Source organism: Natrarchaeobius oligotrophus (assembly GCF_003841465.1).
GTDB lineage: Archaea > Halobacteriota > Halobacteria > Halobacteriales > Natrialbaceae > Natrarchaeobius > Natrarchaeobius oligotrophus.
On sequence record NZ_REFZ01000005.1, the window covers coordinates 13,201 to 28,334 of the forward strand.

Sequence of the window (15,134 nt, forward strand, 5' to 3'; positions counted from 1 at the left end):
CGGTACCGGAGGCTAACGAACTGTCAGTACCGGTGGGTATCGATCGAGCCGTTTCGACGCTCCGCTGGCGGTTTTTCGGCTCCGTCGCGAGCCGAATCCGCTGACGAAGGAGCTAAGGAGCCGACGCCGACAGTGTGAATCCAATGGAGACGACCCATCGCGTCTTCGTCGAGGACTCGCGCGACCTCTCGACGCTCGAGGACGATTCCGTCGAACTCGTCGTCACGTCGCCGCCGTACCCGATGATCGAGATGTGGGACGACCTGTTCACCCGGCTCGATCCGGCCGTCGAAGACGCCCTCGAGGCGGGCGACGACCGCGGCGCGTTCGAGGCGATGCACGCCCAGCTCGAACTCGTCTGGGACGAGCTCGAGCGCGTGCTGGTTCCGGGCGGAATCGCGTGTATCAACGTCGGCGACGCTACCCGATCGGTCGACGGCAGCTTTCGCGTGTATCCGAACCACGCCCGCGTCCTCGAGGCGTTCGAGTCCCGCGGGTTCGATCCGCTCCCGGACGTCCTCTGGCGCAAGCCGACGAACAGCGCCGCCAAGTTCATGGGCAGCGGGACGCTGCCGCCGAACGCCTACGTCACCCTGGAACACGAGTACGTGCTCGTCTTTCGAAACGGCGGCGAGAGCCGGGACTTCGAACCCGGGGCGGACCGACGGTACGAGGCAGCCTACTTCTGGGAGGAGCGAAACCGCTGGTTCTCCGACGTCTGGACCGACGTCCGCGGGGAGCTGCAGGACCTCACGGAGGACGCGACGGACGACCTGCGCGATCGATCGGGTGCGTACCCGTTCGAGATTCCCTACCGGCTGATCTGTATGTACTCGGCGTACGGCGACACCGTCCTCGATCCGTTCTGGGGCACCGGAACGACGACGCGTGCAGCCATCTGTGCGGCTCGAAACTCGGTCGGATACGAACTCGAGGAGGCGTTTCTCGAGGCGTTCGACGACGGCATAGGCGAGATCGCTGCGCTGTCGCGTTCGGTCGGCCGCGCTCGCCTCGAGCGCCACCGATCGTTCGTCGAGCGTCGACGCGAGGCCGGCGACGTACCGGGCTACGACGCGGAGCACTACGACACGCCGGTCGTCACGAAGATGGAACGATCCCTGCGGCTTCGGGAAGTCTCGTCGATCGAGGGGGAGTCGGGACGCTACCGGGTCGAACACGAGCCGCTCTCGGTCTCGAGCGACTGACGGCGGGGAGCCGGTTCGTCGAGGCGGTGGATACCGAAAAGGCGGTCGAGACGAACGGACGTCGTCGGAACGGTCGGGCGGACGATCGCACGCGAGCGCTTTTGTCGATCGGCGAGAGTAACGCGGGTATGGACGATCCGTACGATCTCGACCGGTTCGACTCCCGACGCTCGACGGTGTACGCGAACCGGGGGATGGTCGCGACGAGCCAGCCGCTGGCCGCGCAGGCGGGGGTGTCGATCCTTCGGGCGGGTGGAAACGCCTTCGACGCCGCCGTCGCGACGGCCGCCGCGCTCAACGTCGTCGAGCCGACCTCGACGGGACTCGGCGGCGACGTGTTCGCGCTGTATCGGACCGCCGACGGCGACGTCGGCGCGATGCGATCCAGCGGTCCAGCCCCGCAGGAGGCGACGATCGAGAACGTCACCCGGGCGCTCGAGGACGTGGACGATCCGGGGCGGTACTATCCCGACTCGCGCGGGTACGCCGTCGACGGCGACGATCCCGAGTCGTCTCTCGAAATGCCGTTTCTCGGTCCGCACGCGGTGACCGTTCCCGGTACCGCCCGCGGGTGGGAGGCGACCGTCGGCGAACTCGGGCGGCTGACGCTGGCCGAGGTGCTCGAGCCCGCGATCGAGTACGCGCTGGAAGGGTATCCGGTCTCGCCGGTGATCGCTCACTACTGGCGGACCGCCGAGGAGCTGTTCACCGACGAGAACGCCAGGGAAGCGTACCTGTTCGACGGGCGGTGTCCGAAGCCGGGCGAGACCGTGACGCTGCCGCTGCTGGGCAACAGTCTGCAGACGATCGCCGACGAAGGAGCCGACGCCGTCTACGAGGGCGAGATCGCGGACGAGATCGTCGAGACGATCAGATCGAGCGGCGGGTTCATGAGCCACGACGATCTGGCCGACTTCGAACCCGAATTCCTCGATCCCGTCAGCTCGAGCTACAACGGCGTCGAGGTGTACGAACTGCCGCCGAACAACCAGGGACTGATCGCGCTCGAGGCGCTGAACGTCGCCGAAGCGATCGACGCGGGCGAGGAGGCCTACGACTCTCCCGAGCGCGTGCACGCCTTCGCCGAGGCGACGAAGCTCGCGTTCGTCGACGGCCACCACTACGTCGCCGATCCGGAGTACGAGACGGTTCCGCCGCTCGCGTCGAAAGCGTACGCTCGAGAGCGCGCGCGAGCGATCGGCGACGAGCCGATTCGAGATCCGCAAGTGGGCGTTCCGAACGCGAACGCCGAAGACGCGGACACCGTCCTGTTGACCGTCGGCGACGAGGAGGGGAACCTCGTCTCGTACATCAACTCCCGCTTTGCGGGCTTCGGCAGCGGGCTCGTCGCCGGCGACACCGGAATCGCGCTGCAAAACCGCGGCGCGTCGTTCTCGCTCGATCCAGACCATCCGAACAGCCTCGAGCCGGGGAAGCGGCCGTTCCACACGCTCGTCCCGGCCGTCGCGAAGCTCGCGGACGACGACTGGCTGGCCTTCGGCGTGATGGGTGGTTACATGCAGCCCCAGGGCCACGTCCAGGTGCTTTCGAACCTGATCGACTACGACATGAGCCTGCAGGCCGCACTCGACGCGCCGCGGTGGCGCTACCGCGAGGACGGCGCGCTCGCCGTCGAGGAACGCCTTCCGAACGCGGCGGCGCTCGCGCGGATGGGTCACGACGTCCGCGTCTCGCCGCCGGTCGTCTTCGGCGGCGCACAGGCCGTTCGCCGGCGCGACGGGACGCTCTCGGGGGCCACCGAGCCCCGAAAAGACGGCGACGTGATCGGCTACTGACCGGGGCGAAGCTTTTACCGCTCTCCGAACGCAGCGGACGTATGAACCGCAGCCCCGGGACGTCCGAGCAGTCCCCGATTCGCGCGCTCGTCGTCGGCACGCCAACGTGGGCGCGGGCCGTGACGACGACGCTCGAGGACGGTGCAGTCACGACGGACGGCGGAGTCCGGTCGCTTTCGGAACTCGGTCGCGGCGCACTCGAGTCTGCCGACTGTCTCGTCACCGACGACCGCGACGTTCTCGCGGCCCTCGACGGTCGCCTTCCGGTCGTCTACGCCGCCGACGAGCGCGAACTCGCGGACGAGGCGGAGTCCGGCGGCGTCGATCGGCTCGTCGACGCCGGGGCGGTCGAGATCGTTTCGGCCGAACCGGACGGTCGGCCGTTGCTCGAACACCGCATTCGACGCGCGATCGAGTGTGCACCGGGAGGATCCGTCGCCGATCGCCGCGCCGACTGGTACCGGACGCTGCTCGGTCACTCGTCCGACGCGATCGTCGTTCTCGACGACGAGTACCGGATCACCGCGACGGGGCCGACGGTCGAGTCGGCCGGGCCGTACGGGGACGAAAAGCGAGTGGCGGTCGCGGTCGACCAGCTTGCCGTCCTCCGCGCGCAGCCGGGCGACGGTCGCGGACTCGCCCTCGATGGCGGCCCCCAGGACGTCGACGGCGCGCTCGTCGCCGACGGACTGGACCGCCTCGCCGCCCTCGCCGTGGAAGGCCTGGACGGCCTCGAGTCGGTCCCGGAGGTTCGCCGCTCGTTCGAAGTTCTGTTCCTCGGCGGCGGTCTCCATCGCCCGGCGAAGCGGATCGGATAGAATCCCCGTTTCGCCCTCGAGAAAGCGCTCGACCGCGGTGACATCCTCGCGGTAGCTCTCGCTGTCGATTTCGCCCGTACAGGGGGCGCTACACAGGCCCATCTCGTAGTCGAGGCAGGGCCGATCCCGGTTGGCGTACTTGTGGTCCGAACAGCCCCGAACTTCGTAGCTCTCCCGGAGGGCCTTCACGACCGTCTCGACCTGTCCCATGCTGGTGTAGGGACCGAAGACCGTCGCGGACTCGGCCGGATCGCGCGTCACCTCGATCCGCGGCGCGTCGTGGTCGGTGAGCTGGACCATCGGGTAGGACTTGTCGTCCTTGAGCCGGACGTTGTAGCGGGGCTGGTGGCGCTTGATCAGGTTCGCCTCGAGCAACAGCGCCTGCGTTTCGGTGTCCGTGACCGCGATCTCGAGGTCGTCCGCCCGGTCGACCATCCGCCCGATCCGCGCGCTCCGCGGGTCGGCGTACGATCGGACCCGACTCCGGAGGTCGACGGCCTTCCCGACGTAGAGGGTGGTTCCGTCCTCCCGGAACTGGTAGACGCCGGGCTCTCGCGGCAGCGACCGTATCCGGTCTCGAACCCCGTCGGCGTTCATCGACGGCCCTAGGGCGTCGGCGGCTTTCAGCCTGACTCATCGCGGTCGGAGTCGAGTCGAGAGTCGGCAGGATTCGACTCGAGTCGGGAACCGTCGACGTCGGGGCTGGGGTCGGACGGCCCACGGAACTCGTCGGCCTCGCGTCCGGGCTCGAGTCGGTCTCCGCCTTCGCGTTGGAGTCCCGGGTCGTCGAACGGATCGTCGGAACTGCGCTCGTCGCTCGCGAGCGAATCGGCCGAGGGCTCCGGTCGGATCGCCTCGTCGAGTTCGATCGCGACCCCGCCGACGTCGTCGACGCGCGAGACGGGGAGTTCGACGTCGTCGTCGCCGTCCACCTCGATGACGAGACGGCGGGAACGCGAACGAACGTAGAGCGCGGCGAAGACCGCGGCGAGCGCGAGGGCGAACGCGCCGACGAGGACGACCGCGAGATCGACCAGTGCGAGCGTCGCCTCGATCGTCTCGAGCGCGCCGCCGACGGGACTCCCGTCGTCTCCGGTCGCACCGTCTCCGTTCTCGAAGCCGGCGTCGGGGACGAGGTCGGCGAAGCGAAACAGTCGGCTCACCGCGAGCGCGCCGATCCCGACCGCGCCGGTGACGACGGCCCGAATGAGGTGGCGTCGAGCCGCGACGGTTCTAACGGCCACCGTCCGCACGTTCGGCCGATCGATCGTTCGAAACGCCGGTCCGGAGCCACGGGGCGTGAACGCGAGCACGCGGTGGGTCGTGACGACGAGCGTCGCCGCGCCGCACTCGACCCGTCGCTCGACGGCCTCGCCGTCGTACAGCAGCTGATCGACGCGGGCTGTCCAGGACATCGGCTTCGCTTGCCGATCGGCGTTCGAACGACAAGTACGTCCGGGCCGACTCGAGGGGGCGGCGGGCGAGCAGACTCGAGGACAACTGGCGCGGGCCGACTCGAGGACGATCGTCACCGGGGCGACGGCTCGAGGGGACGGGCGACCGATCGGGGTCGAGGCCGCGGGTCGGCCCGACCGACTCGAGATCGCTCGATTCGGATCGAAACGGCGATCGGTTGGCTCACGGGCGTCGAACGACGGAGATGTTGTACAGCGTAAACCGAGCCCCGCCGTCGCGTCCGTCGACGACGTCGACAGTCCAGCCGTGGGCGTCGGCGATTGCTTCGACGATCGCGAGGCCGAACCCGGTTCCCTCCGTCGAAGTCGTGTAGCCGTGATCGAAGACGTCCTCGCGCTGGTCCGGATCGATGCCGGGGCCGTCGTCTTCGACGAAGAGGACTCCCTCGTCCCAGCCGATTCGGATGGTCACGGTCGCGTCGTCGCGTCCGTGCTCGATCGCGTTCCGAATCAGGTTCTCGAACAGCTGACAGAGTCTGTCGCCGTCGGCTTCGATCGTCAGCTCCTGCGGGTACTCCTCGACGAGGCGCGCGTCGGTCGTGTCGACGTAGTGCCAGGCGTTCGAGACGACGGTTCCGAGCCGGACGGGGCAGGGGTCGTCGACTGTCCGGCCCTGACTGGCGAGCGTCAACAGGTCCTCGACGAGCGACTCCATGCGACGGTGTGCGGCCACGACCTCTTCGACGTGATCGGCGACCTCGGGGCTCGAGGCGAGCTCTCGCGCCAGCTCCGCGTTTCCCTGTGCGACGGTTAACGGATTGCGGAGGTCGTGAGAGACGACGCTGACGAACCGCTCGAGCTGTTCGTTCTGTCGGGTGAGTCGACGCTCGCGGCGTTTGCGATCGGTGATGTCGGTGTAGATGCCGTACCCTTCGACCGCGCCGTCGAAACTCGAGACGATGACCGGCTGAAAGATGAACGTTCGTCGCTCGCCGCCTGCGGTCAGCCGTTCGATCTCGACGCCGCCGTCGGCGTCGGACCGAAACCAGACGTCTGTCGCCTCCGAGCGCGCCTCCGCGGGGGCGATCAGTTCCGGCAGCGATCGGCCGATCGCCTCGTCGCCGTGGCCGAACGTCTCCGTGAACGCCGGATTGATCGCCGTGACGGTCGGCTCGGCCGCCTGGAACGAGACGGCGACCACCGGATCGGCGATCTCCTCGACGAACGTGTCGAACCGTCGCTGGGCTTTCTCTCGGACCTGAATCTCGTTGGCGACGATCTCGAGGTAGCCGTCGGTGTTCCGGGCGATCGTCTCGCAGATGTCGGCGATTTCGTGACTGGAGTACGACGCCGACGGCTCGATGTTCAACTCCGTCAACGCGTCGTCGACCAGCGACCGCGCTTTCTCGACGCCGACCGTCTGGCCAAACGTCGAGACGAGTTCGTCGTGATCCATCACTCCGGAAAGAGGAGGGCGACGGTCGTCGTGTTGTGGTAGCCGCTGAACTGGCCCGGACCCATACAGATCTCGCCGTACGTTTCGAACCCGACGAACGGCAGCGAGAGTTCGGTCGCCATCTCCTCGACGGCCGCGTCGAACTCGTCGCCGAGGACGATCCGCCGGCACGCACAGTCGTAGATGAAGCCGCCGGCCATCGTCACGTCGCCGGCGTCGGCGAGCGCGCGTCGAATCGTCTCGCCGGCGGACTCGATCTGGGCCTCGGGACGTCCGTGCATCACGCGCAGAACCGTTCCTTCGGGAACGTCGACGGTGAAGTGCATCGCGCCGTCTTCGTCCTCGATCCACGGCCAGCGCATCTTGTACTGCGTTCCCTGATTGATGCCGAACTCGAACTCACAGAGGATCTCCTGTAACAGCGTCTCGCTGGCGTCGAGTTCGTCGATCTCGAGATCGAACTCCGACCGAACGGTCTCGCGGACGGCGTCCTTCCAGACCTCGAACGCCGGCTCGCCGTCGAGTTCGTAGACGGTTGCCCCGTCCGCACGCGTGACCTCGACCGGCTCGGAGAGCGGTTCGTGTCCGTGTGCCACCGCGACCGCGGGCCGTTCTTCCGCGCCGATCAGCCCCAGGACGACGCCGTCCTCGACGACCTCGTCGTCGTGAAAGACGTACGTCGCCTCGAGCTTGTGGTCGTCGGCCGCGGAGCCGCCCGCGATGGACACTTCGGGACCGAGCTTCTGCTGGCTGATCAACGCGAGCTTCTCGCCGACGCCGCTCAACCCGTCGTGGAGCGTAATCGCGGCGGCGTACGGATGATCGTCGAGCGCGTCCGGCAGCTCCCCGATCGCCTCGCGGACGGCTCGAGAGACGTTCTCTCTGAGTCCGGTTCCGAGCCCGGTGTAAAACGAGAGCGTCTCGCTCGCGACGAGTCCGACGGCGACGCCGTTGCCGACGGCGTTCTCGGTGAACGAGCCGTTGGCCGAACAGCCGATGAGCTTCGCGTCGGGGCCGATCACGGAACGCACGTCCGCGAGCACCCGATCGAAGTCGTAGTCGACCGGACAGAAGACCTGGCAGAAGTCCACCCGTCCCCCCGGAAGTTGTGCCAGTGCCTCCGTCGCGGCCCGTTCACCCGGATTTCCTTCCGAGTCAGTTACCAGTGCGGTACCAACGGATGTGGACATGACCACAATTGGGTCGGCTCGCTAATTGAATGTTTGGTTGGTAGACAACTTGATCGAAACGATGAACGTCAGGGCCGCGTTACAGCGGTAGCGAGAGATCCCGCCTCGAGTCGACGCGGTACTTTCTCGGCGATCGCCGTCCAACGACCGGCTATGAGCGACTCGACGGAGCGATGCTGGCTCGTCGAACGCGAGTTCGGCCAGCGGAACGTGGTGAGGATCGTGTACGCGACGACCGACGGCTCGCGCTATCACCGCCGGGAGCGATCGACGACCGCGCTGCAGACCGGGTCACCCGTCACCGCCGCGGTCGACGTTTCCGAAGCCGACCTCCAGCCGGTGGAAGACGACGACACCCGGGACCGGTACGCGACGGAGGCCGAACGAACCGCCCGACAGTACGATCCCGACGAGCCGATCTAGCCGATTTCGGTTTCTTCCCCCGCCCGAAAGACGTATATTATCGAGCGCGAGTGACAAACCTTATCGGGAAACGGCGTGTCCTCACAGCCATGCCCGCTATTCGAGTCGACGGACTGACCAAATCGTACGGTCAGACGCTCGCCCTCTCGGACCTCTCGTTCGAGGTGCACGAGGGCGAGGTGTTCGGATTTCTCGGACCGAACGGTGCCGGAAAGTCGACGACGATCAACGCGATCCTGGATTTTATCCGCCCGACGGCCGGTCGGGTGGAAGTGCTCGGAATGGACGCCCAGAGCCACAGTCGCGACATTCGCGCGCGAACCGGCGTCCTCCCCGAGGGAGTCGAAACGTACGACCGCCTTACCGGTCGCGAACACCTCCAGTTCGCGATCGATTCGAAAGGGGTCGGCGACGATCCCGAAGCGCTCTTGGAACGGGTCGGTCTGCTCGACGCCGCCGACAAGAAAGCCGGGGGCTACTCGAAAGGGATGTCCCAGCGGCTCATGCTGGCGATGGCGCTCGTCGGCCAGCCGGAGCTGTTGATCCTCGACGAACCCTCCACCGGACTCGACCCCAACGGCGCACGCGAGATGCGACGCATCGTCAGCCAGGAGAACGAGCGAGGCGCGACCGTCTTCTTCTCGAGTCACATCATGGAACAGGTCGAGGCGGTCTGTGACCGCGTCGGTATCCTGCGCGACGGCGAGATGGTCGCCGTCGACTCCGTCGAAGGCCTGCGAGACTCCGTCGGCGGTGGCGAGAGCCTCCGGGTGACGGTCGATCGAATCGACGACGACGCCGTCCAGGCCGTCCGATCACTTTCCGACGTCTCGAGTGCCGCCGTCGACGGGAAGGAGCCGCCGACGCTCGTCGTCCAGGTCGACGGCTCGAAGACGGCCGTCCTGAGCGAACTCGAAGAGCGCGGCCTCGAGGTGCGGGACTTCTCGACGACCGAAGCGTCGCTCGACGACGTCTTCCAGTCGTACACCACGGATCGGGAGGTGAAAGCGCGATGAGTTCCGAAACCGAAACGGGAGCGGCCGCCGGATCGACGGCGGACTCGCCCTCGAGTTCGATCAACCTCGAGAGCGTCCGCACCGTCGCGAAGAAGGACTTCCAGGACTCCATGCGGTCGTGGGTGTTCTGGGGCCTGAGCGTCTTCTTTTTCACGCTTTTGGTGACGATCACGGGCGTCATCGCCTACTTCGGGGAGGACATCGCCGCCCAGGGTGCAACGACGGACGTCCTCGTGGGCCTCGTCAGCGAGATCACCAGGCTCATCATCCCGCTGATCGCGCTGGTGCTCGGCTGGAAGGCCATCGCCGGCGAGCGCGAGACCGGCAGTATCAAGATCCTCCTCTCGCTTCCCCACTCCCGAAAGGACGTCCTCCTCGGGAAGCTGATCGGCCGCTCGGCGGTGTTGGCGATCTCGCTGACCGTCGGCTTCGTCCTCGCCGCCGTCGTCGTCGCCGCGTTGCTCGGCCAGTTCGACGTCGCGGACTACGCCGGCCTGCTCGCGATGTCGATCCTCTACGGAATCGCGTACACGAGCATCGCCGTCGCCCTCTCGTCGCTGACGCGCTCGACGACGATCGCCGGCGCGGCGATGTTCGGCGTCTTCGTCCTGTTTTACGTCGTCTGGAACACCCTGTCGAACGTCGTCTGGCTCCTGGCCAGTCGGGAGATCCTGTTTTTCGACACCGTCACCTACACCACCGAGATCCAGGGCCAGTCGGTCGAAGTCGAACGCCACCAGGACTGGGTGTACTTCCTCGTCAACATGGACCCCGGCGAAGCGTTCCGGAGAACGCTGACGCTGATCACCGACGCCGACCTCATCGAGCTCCAGGTCGAGCTAAACGCGGAGATGTTCGGCGGCGAGTTGCCGTTTTTCCTCCAGGACTGGTTCTCGTTTCTCATCCTGCTGTTCTGGATCGTCGTTCCGATCGCGATCGCGCTCTACCGGTTCGATCGCGTCGACCTCTGAGGAGCGCGATCTCGGATCGAACCTCCGTGATTTCGACGTGACCGAGATGTCGTACGTCGTCGCCGGTGCGACCGCGGACGGGCGCGGCCACACCGAGAACCAGCGGTAGCGTTCCGTACGAGAGGACGCGACGACCGGTCGTACGCGGCATCGACGCGCGATTCGACGGAGACGACGATCGAGGCGACCGAACGGTCACGAACGGCGACCGGTGGTGAGGAATTTACGGCCGCGCCTCGAGTGGACGCCCGTGACCGACTGCATCTTCTTCGGCGGCAAAGGCGGCGTCGGGAAGACGACCTGCGCGGCGGCGACCGGAGTTTCGCTCGTCCGGTCGGGCGACGAGACGCTCGTCGTCTCCACCGATCCGGCGCACTCGCTCGCCGACTCGCTTTCCGTCGCCGTCGGGTCGGAGCCCACGAACCTCGAATTCGACGACCAGTTCGGGACGGACTCCGACGGCGAACTGTGGGCCGTCGAAATCGATCCCGAGACGCGCCGAGACCGCTACGAACGGCTGGCACGGGCGTTCGCGGCCGACCTCAGGAGCGCCGGCGTGCGTCTCGAAGACGCCGACGTCGAGCGTCTCTTCGACACCGGAACGCCGGCCGGCGGCGACGAACTCGCGGCGCTCGATCTCCTCGTCGAGTACGTCGACGACGGTCGCTGGGACGTCGTCGTCTTCGACACCGCGCCGACCGGCCACACGCTCCGGCTGTTCGAGACGCCGGCGGTGATGGGGTCGACGCTCGAGACGCTCCGCTCGCTCGGCGGACAGGCGCGGCGAATCGGAAACGCGGCTCGGACCGCGGTGTTCGGTCCGATGTCGATGGTTCGCGGACGCGACGACGACCTCGCCGACTTTCAGGCGCGTCTCGAGCGCGCCCGCGAACTGCTCGTCGATCCCGGGCAAACGGAGTTTCGCGTCGTCACCGTCCCCGAACGAATGGCGATCGCCGAGACGGAGCGCCTCGTTGCCCGTCTCGGCGAGGCGGGCGTTCCCGTCGAGCGCCTGATCGTAAACCGGGTGTTCGAGGGGCCGGCGGACGGCTGCTCGCGGTGTGCGTCGCGTCGCGACCGCCACGAGCACCGCGTCGGCGAGATTCGGGAGTCGTTTTCCGATCTTGAGATCCAGACGCTCCCGGACCTCGAGGGGGAAGCGCGAGGAATCGAAGCGGTCGCGACGATCGCCGATCGGCTGGCGACGTAGACGCCGGAACGTTTCGTCCGTTCACCGGCGACGGCCACTTACGCACGGTCCACGTCGAGCCCCCGCTCCGCGAGCAACTCGCGGAACTCGTCTTCCTCGAGTATCGCCACGTCGTTCGCCTCGGCGTCGTCGCGTTTCGTCCGGCCCGGGTTCTCGCCGACGATCAGGTAGTCCGTGTTACCGGAGACGCTGCTCGTCGCGTTCCCGCCGTGGGCCTCGACGACGTCCTGGGCTTCGGCGCGGGTCACTCCCTCGAGCGAGCCGGTGAAGACGAACGTCAGCCCCTCGAGTTCGTCGCCGCCCTCGCCGTCCTCGAACGCCCGCGGCGAGACGTGCTCGAGCACGTCGTCGACGGCAGCCGCGTTGGCCTCGCTCGCGAAGAACTCGTGGATCGTTTCGGCGACGGTCTCGCCCACCTCGTCGACGCTCTCGAGGCGATCCGGGTCGCGTTCGGCGGCCTCGCGGACGGCCTCGAAGGTTCCGAACTCGCGGGCGAGTTCCCGGGCCGTCGTCGGACCGACGTGGGGAATGCCGAGCGCCGAGAGGAAGTCGGGTAGCGACGGCTCGCGGGCGTCCTCGATCTCCGAGCGCAGGTTGTCGGCGCTCGTCTCGCCCCACCCCTCGAGGTCGGCGAGGTCCGCGCGCTCGAGTTCGTAGAGGCCGGCGACCGATCCGAGGAGGTCGGCGTCGACGAGTTGCCGGACGCTCCGCTCGCCGAGTCCCTCGAGGTCGAGGCCGTCGTCGCTCGCGTAGTACTCGATGGATCGCCGGAGCTGGGCGTCACAGGCCAACCCACCGGTACAGAACGCCATCGGCCCGTCGCGTTCGATCGCGCTGTCACAGACCGGGCAGCGCTCCGGGAGTTCGTAGTGCCCTTCGCGTCCCTTCTCGACGACCTCCTCGACGTAGGGGATCACGTCGCCCGCCCGCTGAACGCGGACGGTGTCGCCGACGTTGACGTTCTTCTCGGCGATCTCCTCTGGGTTGTGCAGGCTCGCTCGCGAGACGGTGACGCCGCCGACGTCGACCGGCTCGAGCAAGGCGACGGGCGTCATCCGTCCGGTGCGACCGATCTGGACCGCGACGTCGACGATCGGCGTCACCTCCGCGCGGGCGGGGAACTTGTAGGCGAAGGCGAAGCGGTCGTGTCTGGCGGTGCGGCCCAGTTCCTCGCGAGCGTCCCGGTCGTCGACTTTGATCACGACGCCGTCGATCTCGTAGTTCAGGTCGTCGCGGACCTCGAGCAGTCGGTCGCGGTAGTCGATCGCCTCTTCGATCGTTTCGGCCACCTCCACCCGGTCGTTGACCCGCAGCCCCCACTCGGGGAAGCGCTCGAGTTCCGCGCGGTGGCTCTCTTCGAGGTCGCTGGCCGCGAGCACGTCGAAGAAAAAGACCTCGAGCGGTCGGTCGGCGACGACCGAGGGATCGAGCTGGCGGATCGTTCCCGCGGTCGCGTTTCGCGGGTTGGCAAACGGCTCCTCGCCGCGTTCGATCCGCTCGCGGTTGTGCGCCTGGAAGGCGTCTTTCGGCATGTAGACCTCGCCGCGGACCGCCAGAAAGTCCGGGTGATCGCCGTGGAGACGCTGGGGAACGGAACCGATCGTGCGGGCGTTTCGGGTAACGTCGTCGCCTTCCCGCCCGTCGCCGCGGGTGACGGCGCGCTCGAGGCTGCCGTCCTCGTAGACGAACTCCATCGAGACGCCGTCGAACTTTGGTTCGCAGACGTACTCGACGTCGCCCCCGTGCCCGCTTGCGCGCAACTCGCGGCGAACGCGGTCGTCGAACTCGCGCACGTCGTCTTCGTCTCCGCTCTGGTCGATCGACAGCATCGGCGCGACGTGTTCGACCGTCTCGAACGCCTCGAGGGGCTCGCCGCCGACGCTTCTGGTGGGGCTGTCGGGATGGGAGAGGTCGAACGCCTCCTCGAGTTCCTGCAGTCGGGCAAACAACGCGTCGTAGGTGCGATCGGCAACGATCGGATCGTTCTCGACGTAGTACCGGCGGTCGTGTTCGCGAACGGCTTCCCGGAGCAACTCGACGTGCTCGCGGGCCCGCTCCTCCGAGAGTTCCTCGACCGGTTCGAAGTCGGTCGGCGGATCCCGGAGGTAGGGATTGTCTTCGTCTGCGCTGTCGGCGAGAGACATTCGTTGCTCGAGGGTTACGGTGCGGGCCCGTTAACGTTACCGTCGTTCGCCGCCGCCGCGACCGCTATCTCCACGGGCTGTCGCCGACTTCGGCACGGATCGTCGGCCCGACCGCGATCCGGCAGTCGGCTCGAGGCACCGCGATACACAGCAGGACGTAGCCGTCGGCCCGCTCGCCGTCCGTGAGTGCCTCGGGCTGGCGTCGGTAGTCGAACGCCGCTGCGGCGTCGATCGGTTCGGCCGACTCGCGACCGTCAGGAGCGTCACCTCCGACGGCAATCACCCGACCCACGCAGGTCGTACAGGTACCCTTCCGGCAGTCGGAGGGGAGTCGGATTCCCTCCCGGAGAGCCGCGTCGAGTACCGTCTCCCGGGGATCGACCGCGACGGCGTCGGTTCGGCCGTCCGGCCACTCGAGGGTCGCGTCGTATCGGGTCATTTCGACGTCCCCGCCGTCGGTCGTCGGTCGTTTGGTCGATCCATACCGGTGTTACGACGGACGGCACAAAAAGTCCGTTCCGAGCGATCGCGTCCACCCCAACCCGATCGTGCCGTCTCGTCCGAACGGAAACGCCGACACCCAGTATTTACCCGCCCCCACCACGTAGGGGCGAGTAGATGGGACAGGGAACGGAGTACGGGCTGGTCGATCTCGAGGAAGTCGACACCCCCGGCGACGAGTGGGAGGAGATCGACGTTTCGGACACCGAGGCCGACCGGATCGCCCGCAAGCGCGACCGGGAGTTCGAGCAGTTCGAGAAGCGGATCAAGGACGCAGACCAGTTCAAAGTCGAGCAGTCGGTGTTCGACGATGCGACCTTCGCCGCGCTCTACAAACTCGTCCAGGACGGCTACGTCGAGGCCTTCGGCGGGCCGCTCTCGACGGGCAAGGAGGCAAACGTCTACCACGCGCTGGGCGACGACCGCGAGGTCGCCGTGAAGGTCTACCGGATCAACGCCTCGAACTTCCGGCAGATGCGTGACTACTTGGAGGGCGACCCACGGTTCGAGGGGCTGGGGGGCAAGAAGAAAGACGTCGTGCTCGCCTGGACCAAAAAGGAACTGGCGAACCTCGATCGCGCGAGGAAAGCCGGCGTCCGCGTTCCGGAGCCGATCGCCGCCGAGCGCAACGTCCTGGTGATGGAGTACATCGGCAACGAGGAGGGCCGCGCGCGACGGCTCGGCGAGGTCCACATCGAAAATCCCGAGACCGCCTACGAGGTCATGCGCGAGTACATGCGCCGGCTCTACTCCGCCGGGATCGTCCACGGCGACCTGAGCGAGTACAACGTCGTCTTCGACGAGGGACAGCTCGTCATCATCGACGTCGGCCAGGCCGTCACGGTTCACCACCCAAACAGCCGCGACTTCCTGGAGCGCGACTGCGAGAACGTCGCGAATTTCTTCTCGCGGCAGGGACTGGACGCCGACCCCGACGAGCTGCTCGAGTTCGTCACGAGTCCGGAGCCGGACCCGTCGCGAGGGTGACG

The 15,134-nt window shown here is 67.3% G+C and carries 12 protein-coding genes and 1 pseudogene; 7 read left to right on the forward strand and 6 right to left on the reverse strand.

The window, feature by feature from the left end; genetic code table 11:
- The first annotated feature begins 143 nt into the window (after positions 1-143).
- On the forward strand, positions 144-1,205 hold the full coding sequence (locus EA472_RS08455) for a DNA-methyltransferase (RefSeq protein WP_124191079.1): 1,062 nt from the start codon (positions 144-146) through the stop codon (positions 1,203-1,205).
- A gap of 128 nt (positions 1,206-1,333) precedes the next feature.
- The gene (locus EA472_RS08460; protein ID WP_124191080.1) at positions 1,334-3,001 is read left to right on the forward strand and encodes a gamma-glutamyltransferase family protein; all 1,668 of its coding nucleotides are present in this window, start codon (positions 1,334-1,336) and stop codon (positions 2,999-3,001) included.
- Between the two features lie 560 nt (positions 3,002-3,561).
- Here the strand turns inward: EA472_RS08460 and EA472_RS23400 are convergent.
- From EA472_RS23400 to EA472_RS08480, 4 genes and pseudogenes are all read right to left on the reverse strand, one after another.
- Positions 3,562-4,416 (reverse strand): annotated as a pseudogene (locus EA472_RS23400) (excinuclease ABC subunit C); the annotation flags it as partial.
- A 26-nt stretch (positions 4,417-4,442) separates the two neighbouring features.
- Complete coding sequence (locus EA472_RS08470) at positions 4,443-5,234, reverse strand: hypothetical protein (protein ID WP_124191081.1); 792 nt, start codon at positions 5,232-5,234, stop codon at positions 4,443-4,445.
- A gap of 223 nt (positions 5,235-5,457) precedes the next feature.
- Positions 5,458-6,690 (reverse strand): PAS domain-containing sensor histidine kinase, encoded by a 1,233-nt coding sequence (locus EA472_RS08475; RefSeq protein WP_124191082.1) that lies wholly within the window; start codon positions 6,688-6,690, stop codon positions 5,458-5,460.
- Complete coding sequence (locus tag EA472_RS08480; protein WP_124191083.1) at positions 6,690-7,880, reverse strand: FIST signal transduction protein; 1,191 nt, start codon at positions 7,878-7,880, stop codon at positions 6,690-6,692. Before EA472_RS08480 ends, EA472_RS08475 begins: the two co-directional genes overlap by 1 nt.
- 153 nt (positions 7,881-8,033) lie before the next feature.
- Here EA472_RS08480 and EA472_RS08485 point away from each other — a divergent pair, with 153 nt between their 5' ends.
- From EA472_RS08485 to EA472_RS08500, 4 genes are all read left to right on the forward strand, one after another.
- Positions 8,034-8,303: a hypothetical protein gene (locus EA472_RS08485; protein WP_124191084.1), complete on the forward strand. Its 270-nt coding sequence runs from the start codon at positions 8,034-8,036 to the stop codon at positions 8,301-8,303.
- 89 nt (positions 8,304-8,392) lie between these two features.
- On the forward strand, positions 8,393-9,319 hold the full coding sequence (locus EA472_RS08490; RefSeq protein WP_124191085.1) for an ABC transporter ATP-binding protein: 927 nt from the start codon (positions 8,393-8,395) through the stop codon (positions 9,317-9,319).
- A complete protein-coding gene (locus EA472_RS08495; RefSeq protein WP_124191086.1) occupies positions 9,316-10,290 on the forward strand; it encodes an ABC transporter permease in 975 nt (324 codons plus the stop codon). Before EA472_RS08490 ends, EA472_RS08495 begins: the two co-directional genes overlap by 4 nt.
- A 250-nt stretch (positions 10,291-10,540) precedes the next feature.
- Entirely contained in the window at positions 10,541-11,500 is a 960-nt protein-coding gene (locus EA472_RS08500; RefSeq protein WP_124191087.1) for an ArsA family ATPase, read from the forward strand.
- 38 nt (positions 11,501-11,538) lie between these two features.
- Here EA472_RS08500 and ligA read toward each other — a convergent pair whose 3' ends face one another.
- Positions 11,539-13,644 carry an NAD-dependent DNA ligase LigA gene (gene ligA / locus EA472_RS08505; RefSeq protein ID WP_124191088.1) on the reverse strand — a complete coding sequence of 702 codons (2,106 nt, stop codon included), beginning with the start codon at positions 13,642-13,644 and terminating at the stop codon, positions 11,539-11,541.
- Positions 13,645-13,708: 64 nt separating this feature from the next.
- Entirely contained in the window at positions 13,709-14,083 is a 375-nt protein-coding gene (locus EA472_RS08510) for a 2Fe-2S iron-sulfur cluster-binding protein (protein ID WP_124191089.1), read from the reverse strand.
- A 179-nt stretch (positions 14,084-14,262) separates the two neighbouring features.
- Here EA472_RS08510 and rio1 point away from each other — a divergent pair, with 179 nt between their 5' ends.
- Complete coding sequence (gene rio1 / locus EA472_RS08515) at positions 14,263-15,132, forward strand: serine/threonine-protein kinase Rio1 (protein ID WP_124191090.1); 870 nt, start codon at positions 14,263-14,265, stop codon at positions 15,130-15,132.
- The last annotated feature ends 2 nt before the right edge of the window (positions 15,133-15,134 follow it).

Excerpts from the sequence above, each read along its gene's own strand:
- EA472_RS08455 (WP_124191079.1), top strand. The coding sequence starts at position 144 with ATGGAGACGACCCATCGCGTCTTCGTCGAGGACTCGCGCGACCTCTCG.
- EA472_RS08460 (WP_124191080.1), top strand. The coding sequence starts at position 1,334 with ATGGACGATCCGTACGATCTCGACCGGTTCGACTCCCGACGCTCGACG.
- EA472_RS08470 (WP_124191081.1), bottom strand. The coding sequence starts at position 5,234 with ATGTCCTGGACAGCCCGCGTCGATCAGCTGCTGTACGACGGCGAGGCC.
- EA472_RS08475 (WP_124191082.1), bottom strand. The coding sequence starts at position 6,690 with ATGGATCACGACGAACTCGTCTCGACGTTTGGCCAGACGGTCGGCGTC.
- EA472_RS08480 (WP_124191083.1), bottom strand. The coding sequence starts at position 7,880 with ATGTCCACATCCGTTGGTACCGCACTGGTAACTGACTCGGAAGGAAAT.
- EA472_RS08485 (WP_124191084.1), top strand. The coding sequence starts at position 8,034 with ATGAGCGACTCGACGGAGCGATGCTGGCTCGTCGAACGCGAGTTCGGC.
- EA472_RS08490 (WP_124191085.1), top strand. The coding sequence starts at position 8,393 with ATGCCCGCTATTCGAGTCGACGGACTGACCAAATCGTACGGTCAGACG.
- EA472_RS08495 (WP_124191086.1), top strand. The coding sequence starts at position 9,316 with ATGAGTTCCGAAACCGAAACGGGAGCGGCCGCCGGATCGACGGCGGAC.
- ligA (WP_124191088.1), bottom strand. The coding sequence starts at position 13,644 with ATGTCTCTCGCCGACAGCGCAGACGAAGACAATCCCTACCTCCGGGAT.
- EA472_RS08510 (WP_124191089.1), bottom strand. The coding sequence starts at position 14,083 with ATGACCCGATACGACGCGACCCTCGAGTGGCCGGACGGCCGAACCGAC.
- rio1 (WP_124191090.1), top strand. The coding sequence starts at position 14,263 with ATGGGACAGGGAACGGAGTACGGGCTGGTCGATCTCGAGGAAGTCGAC.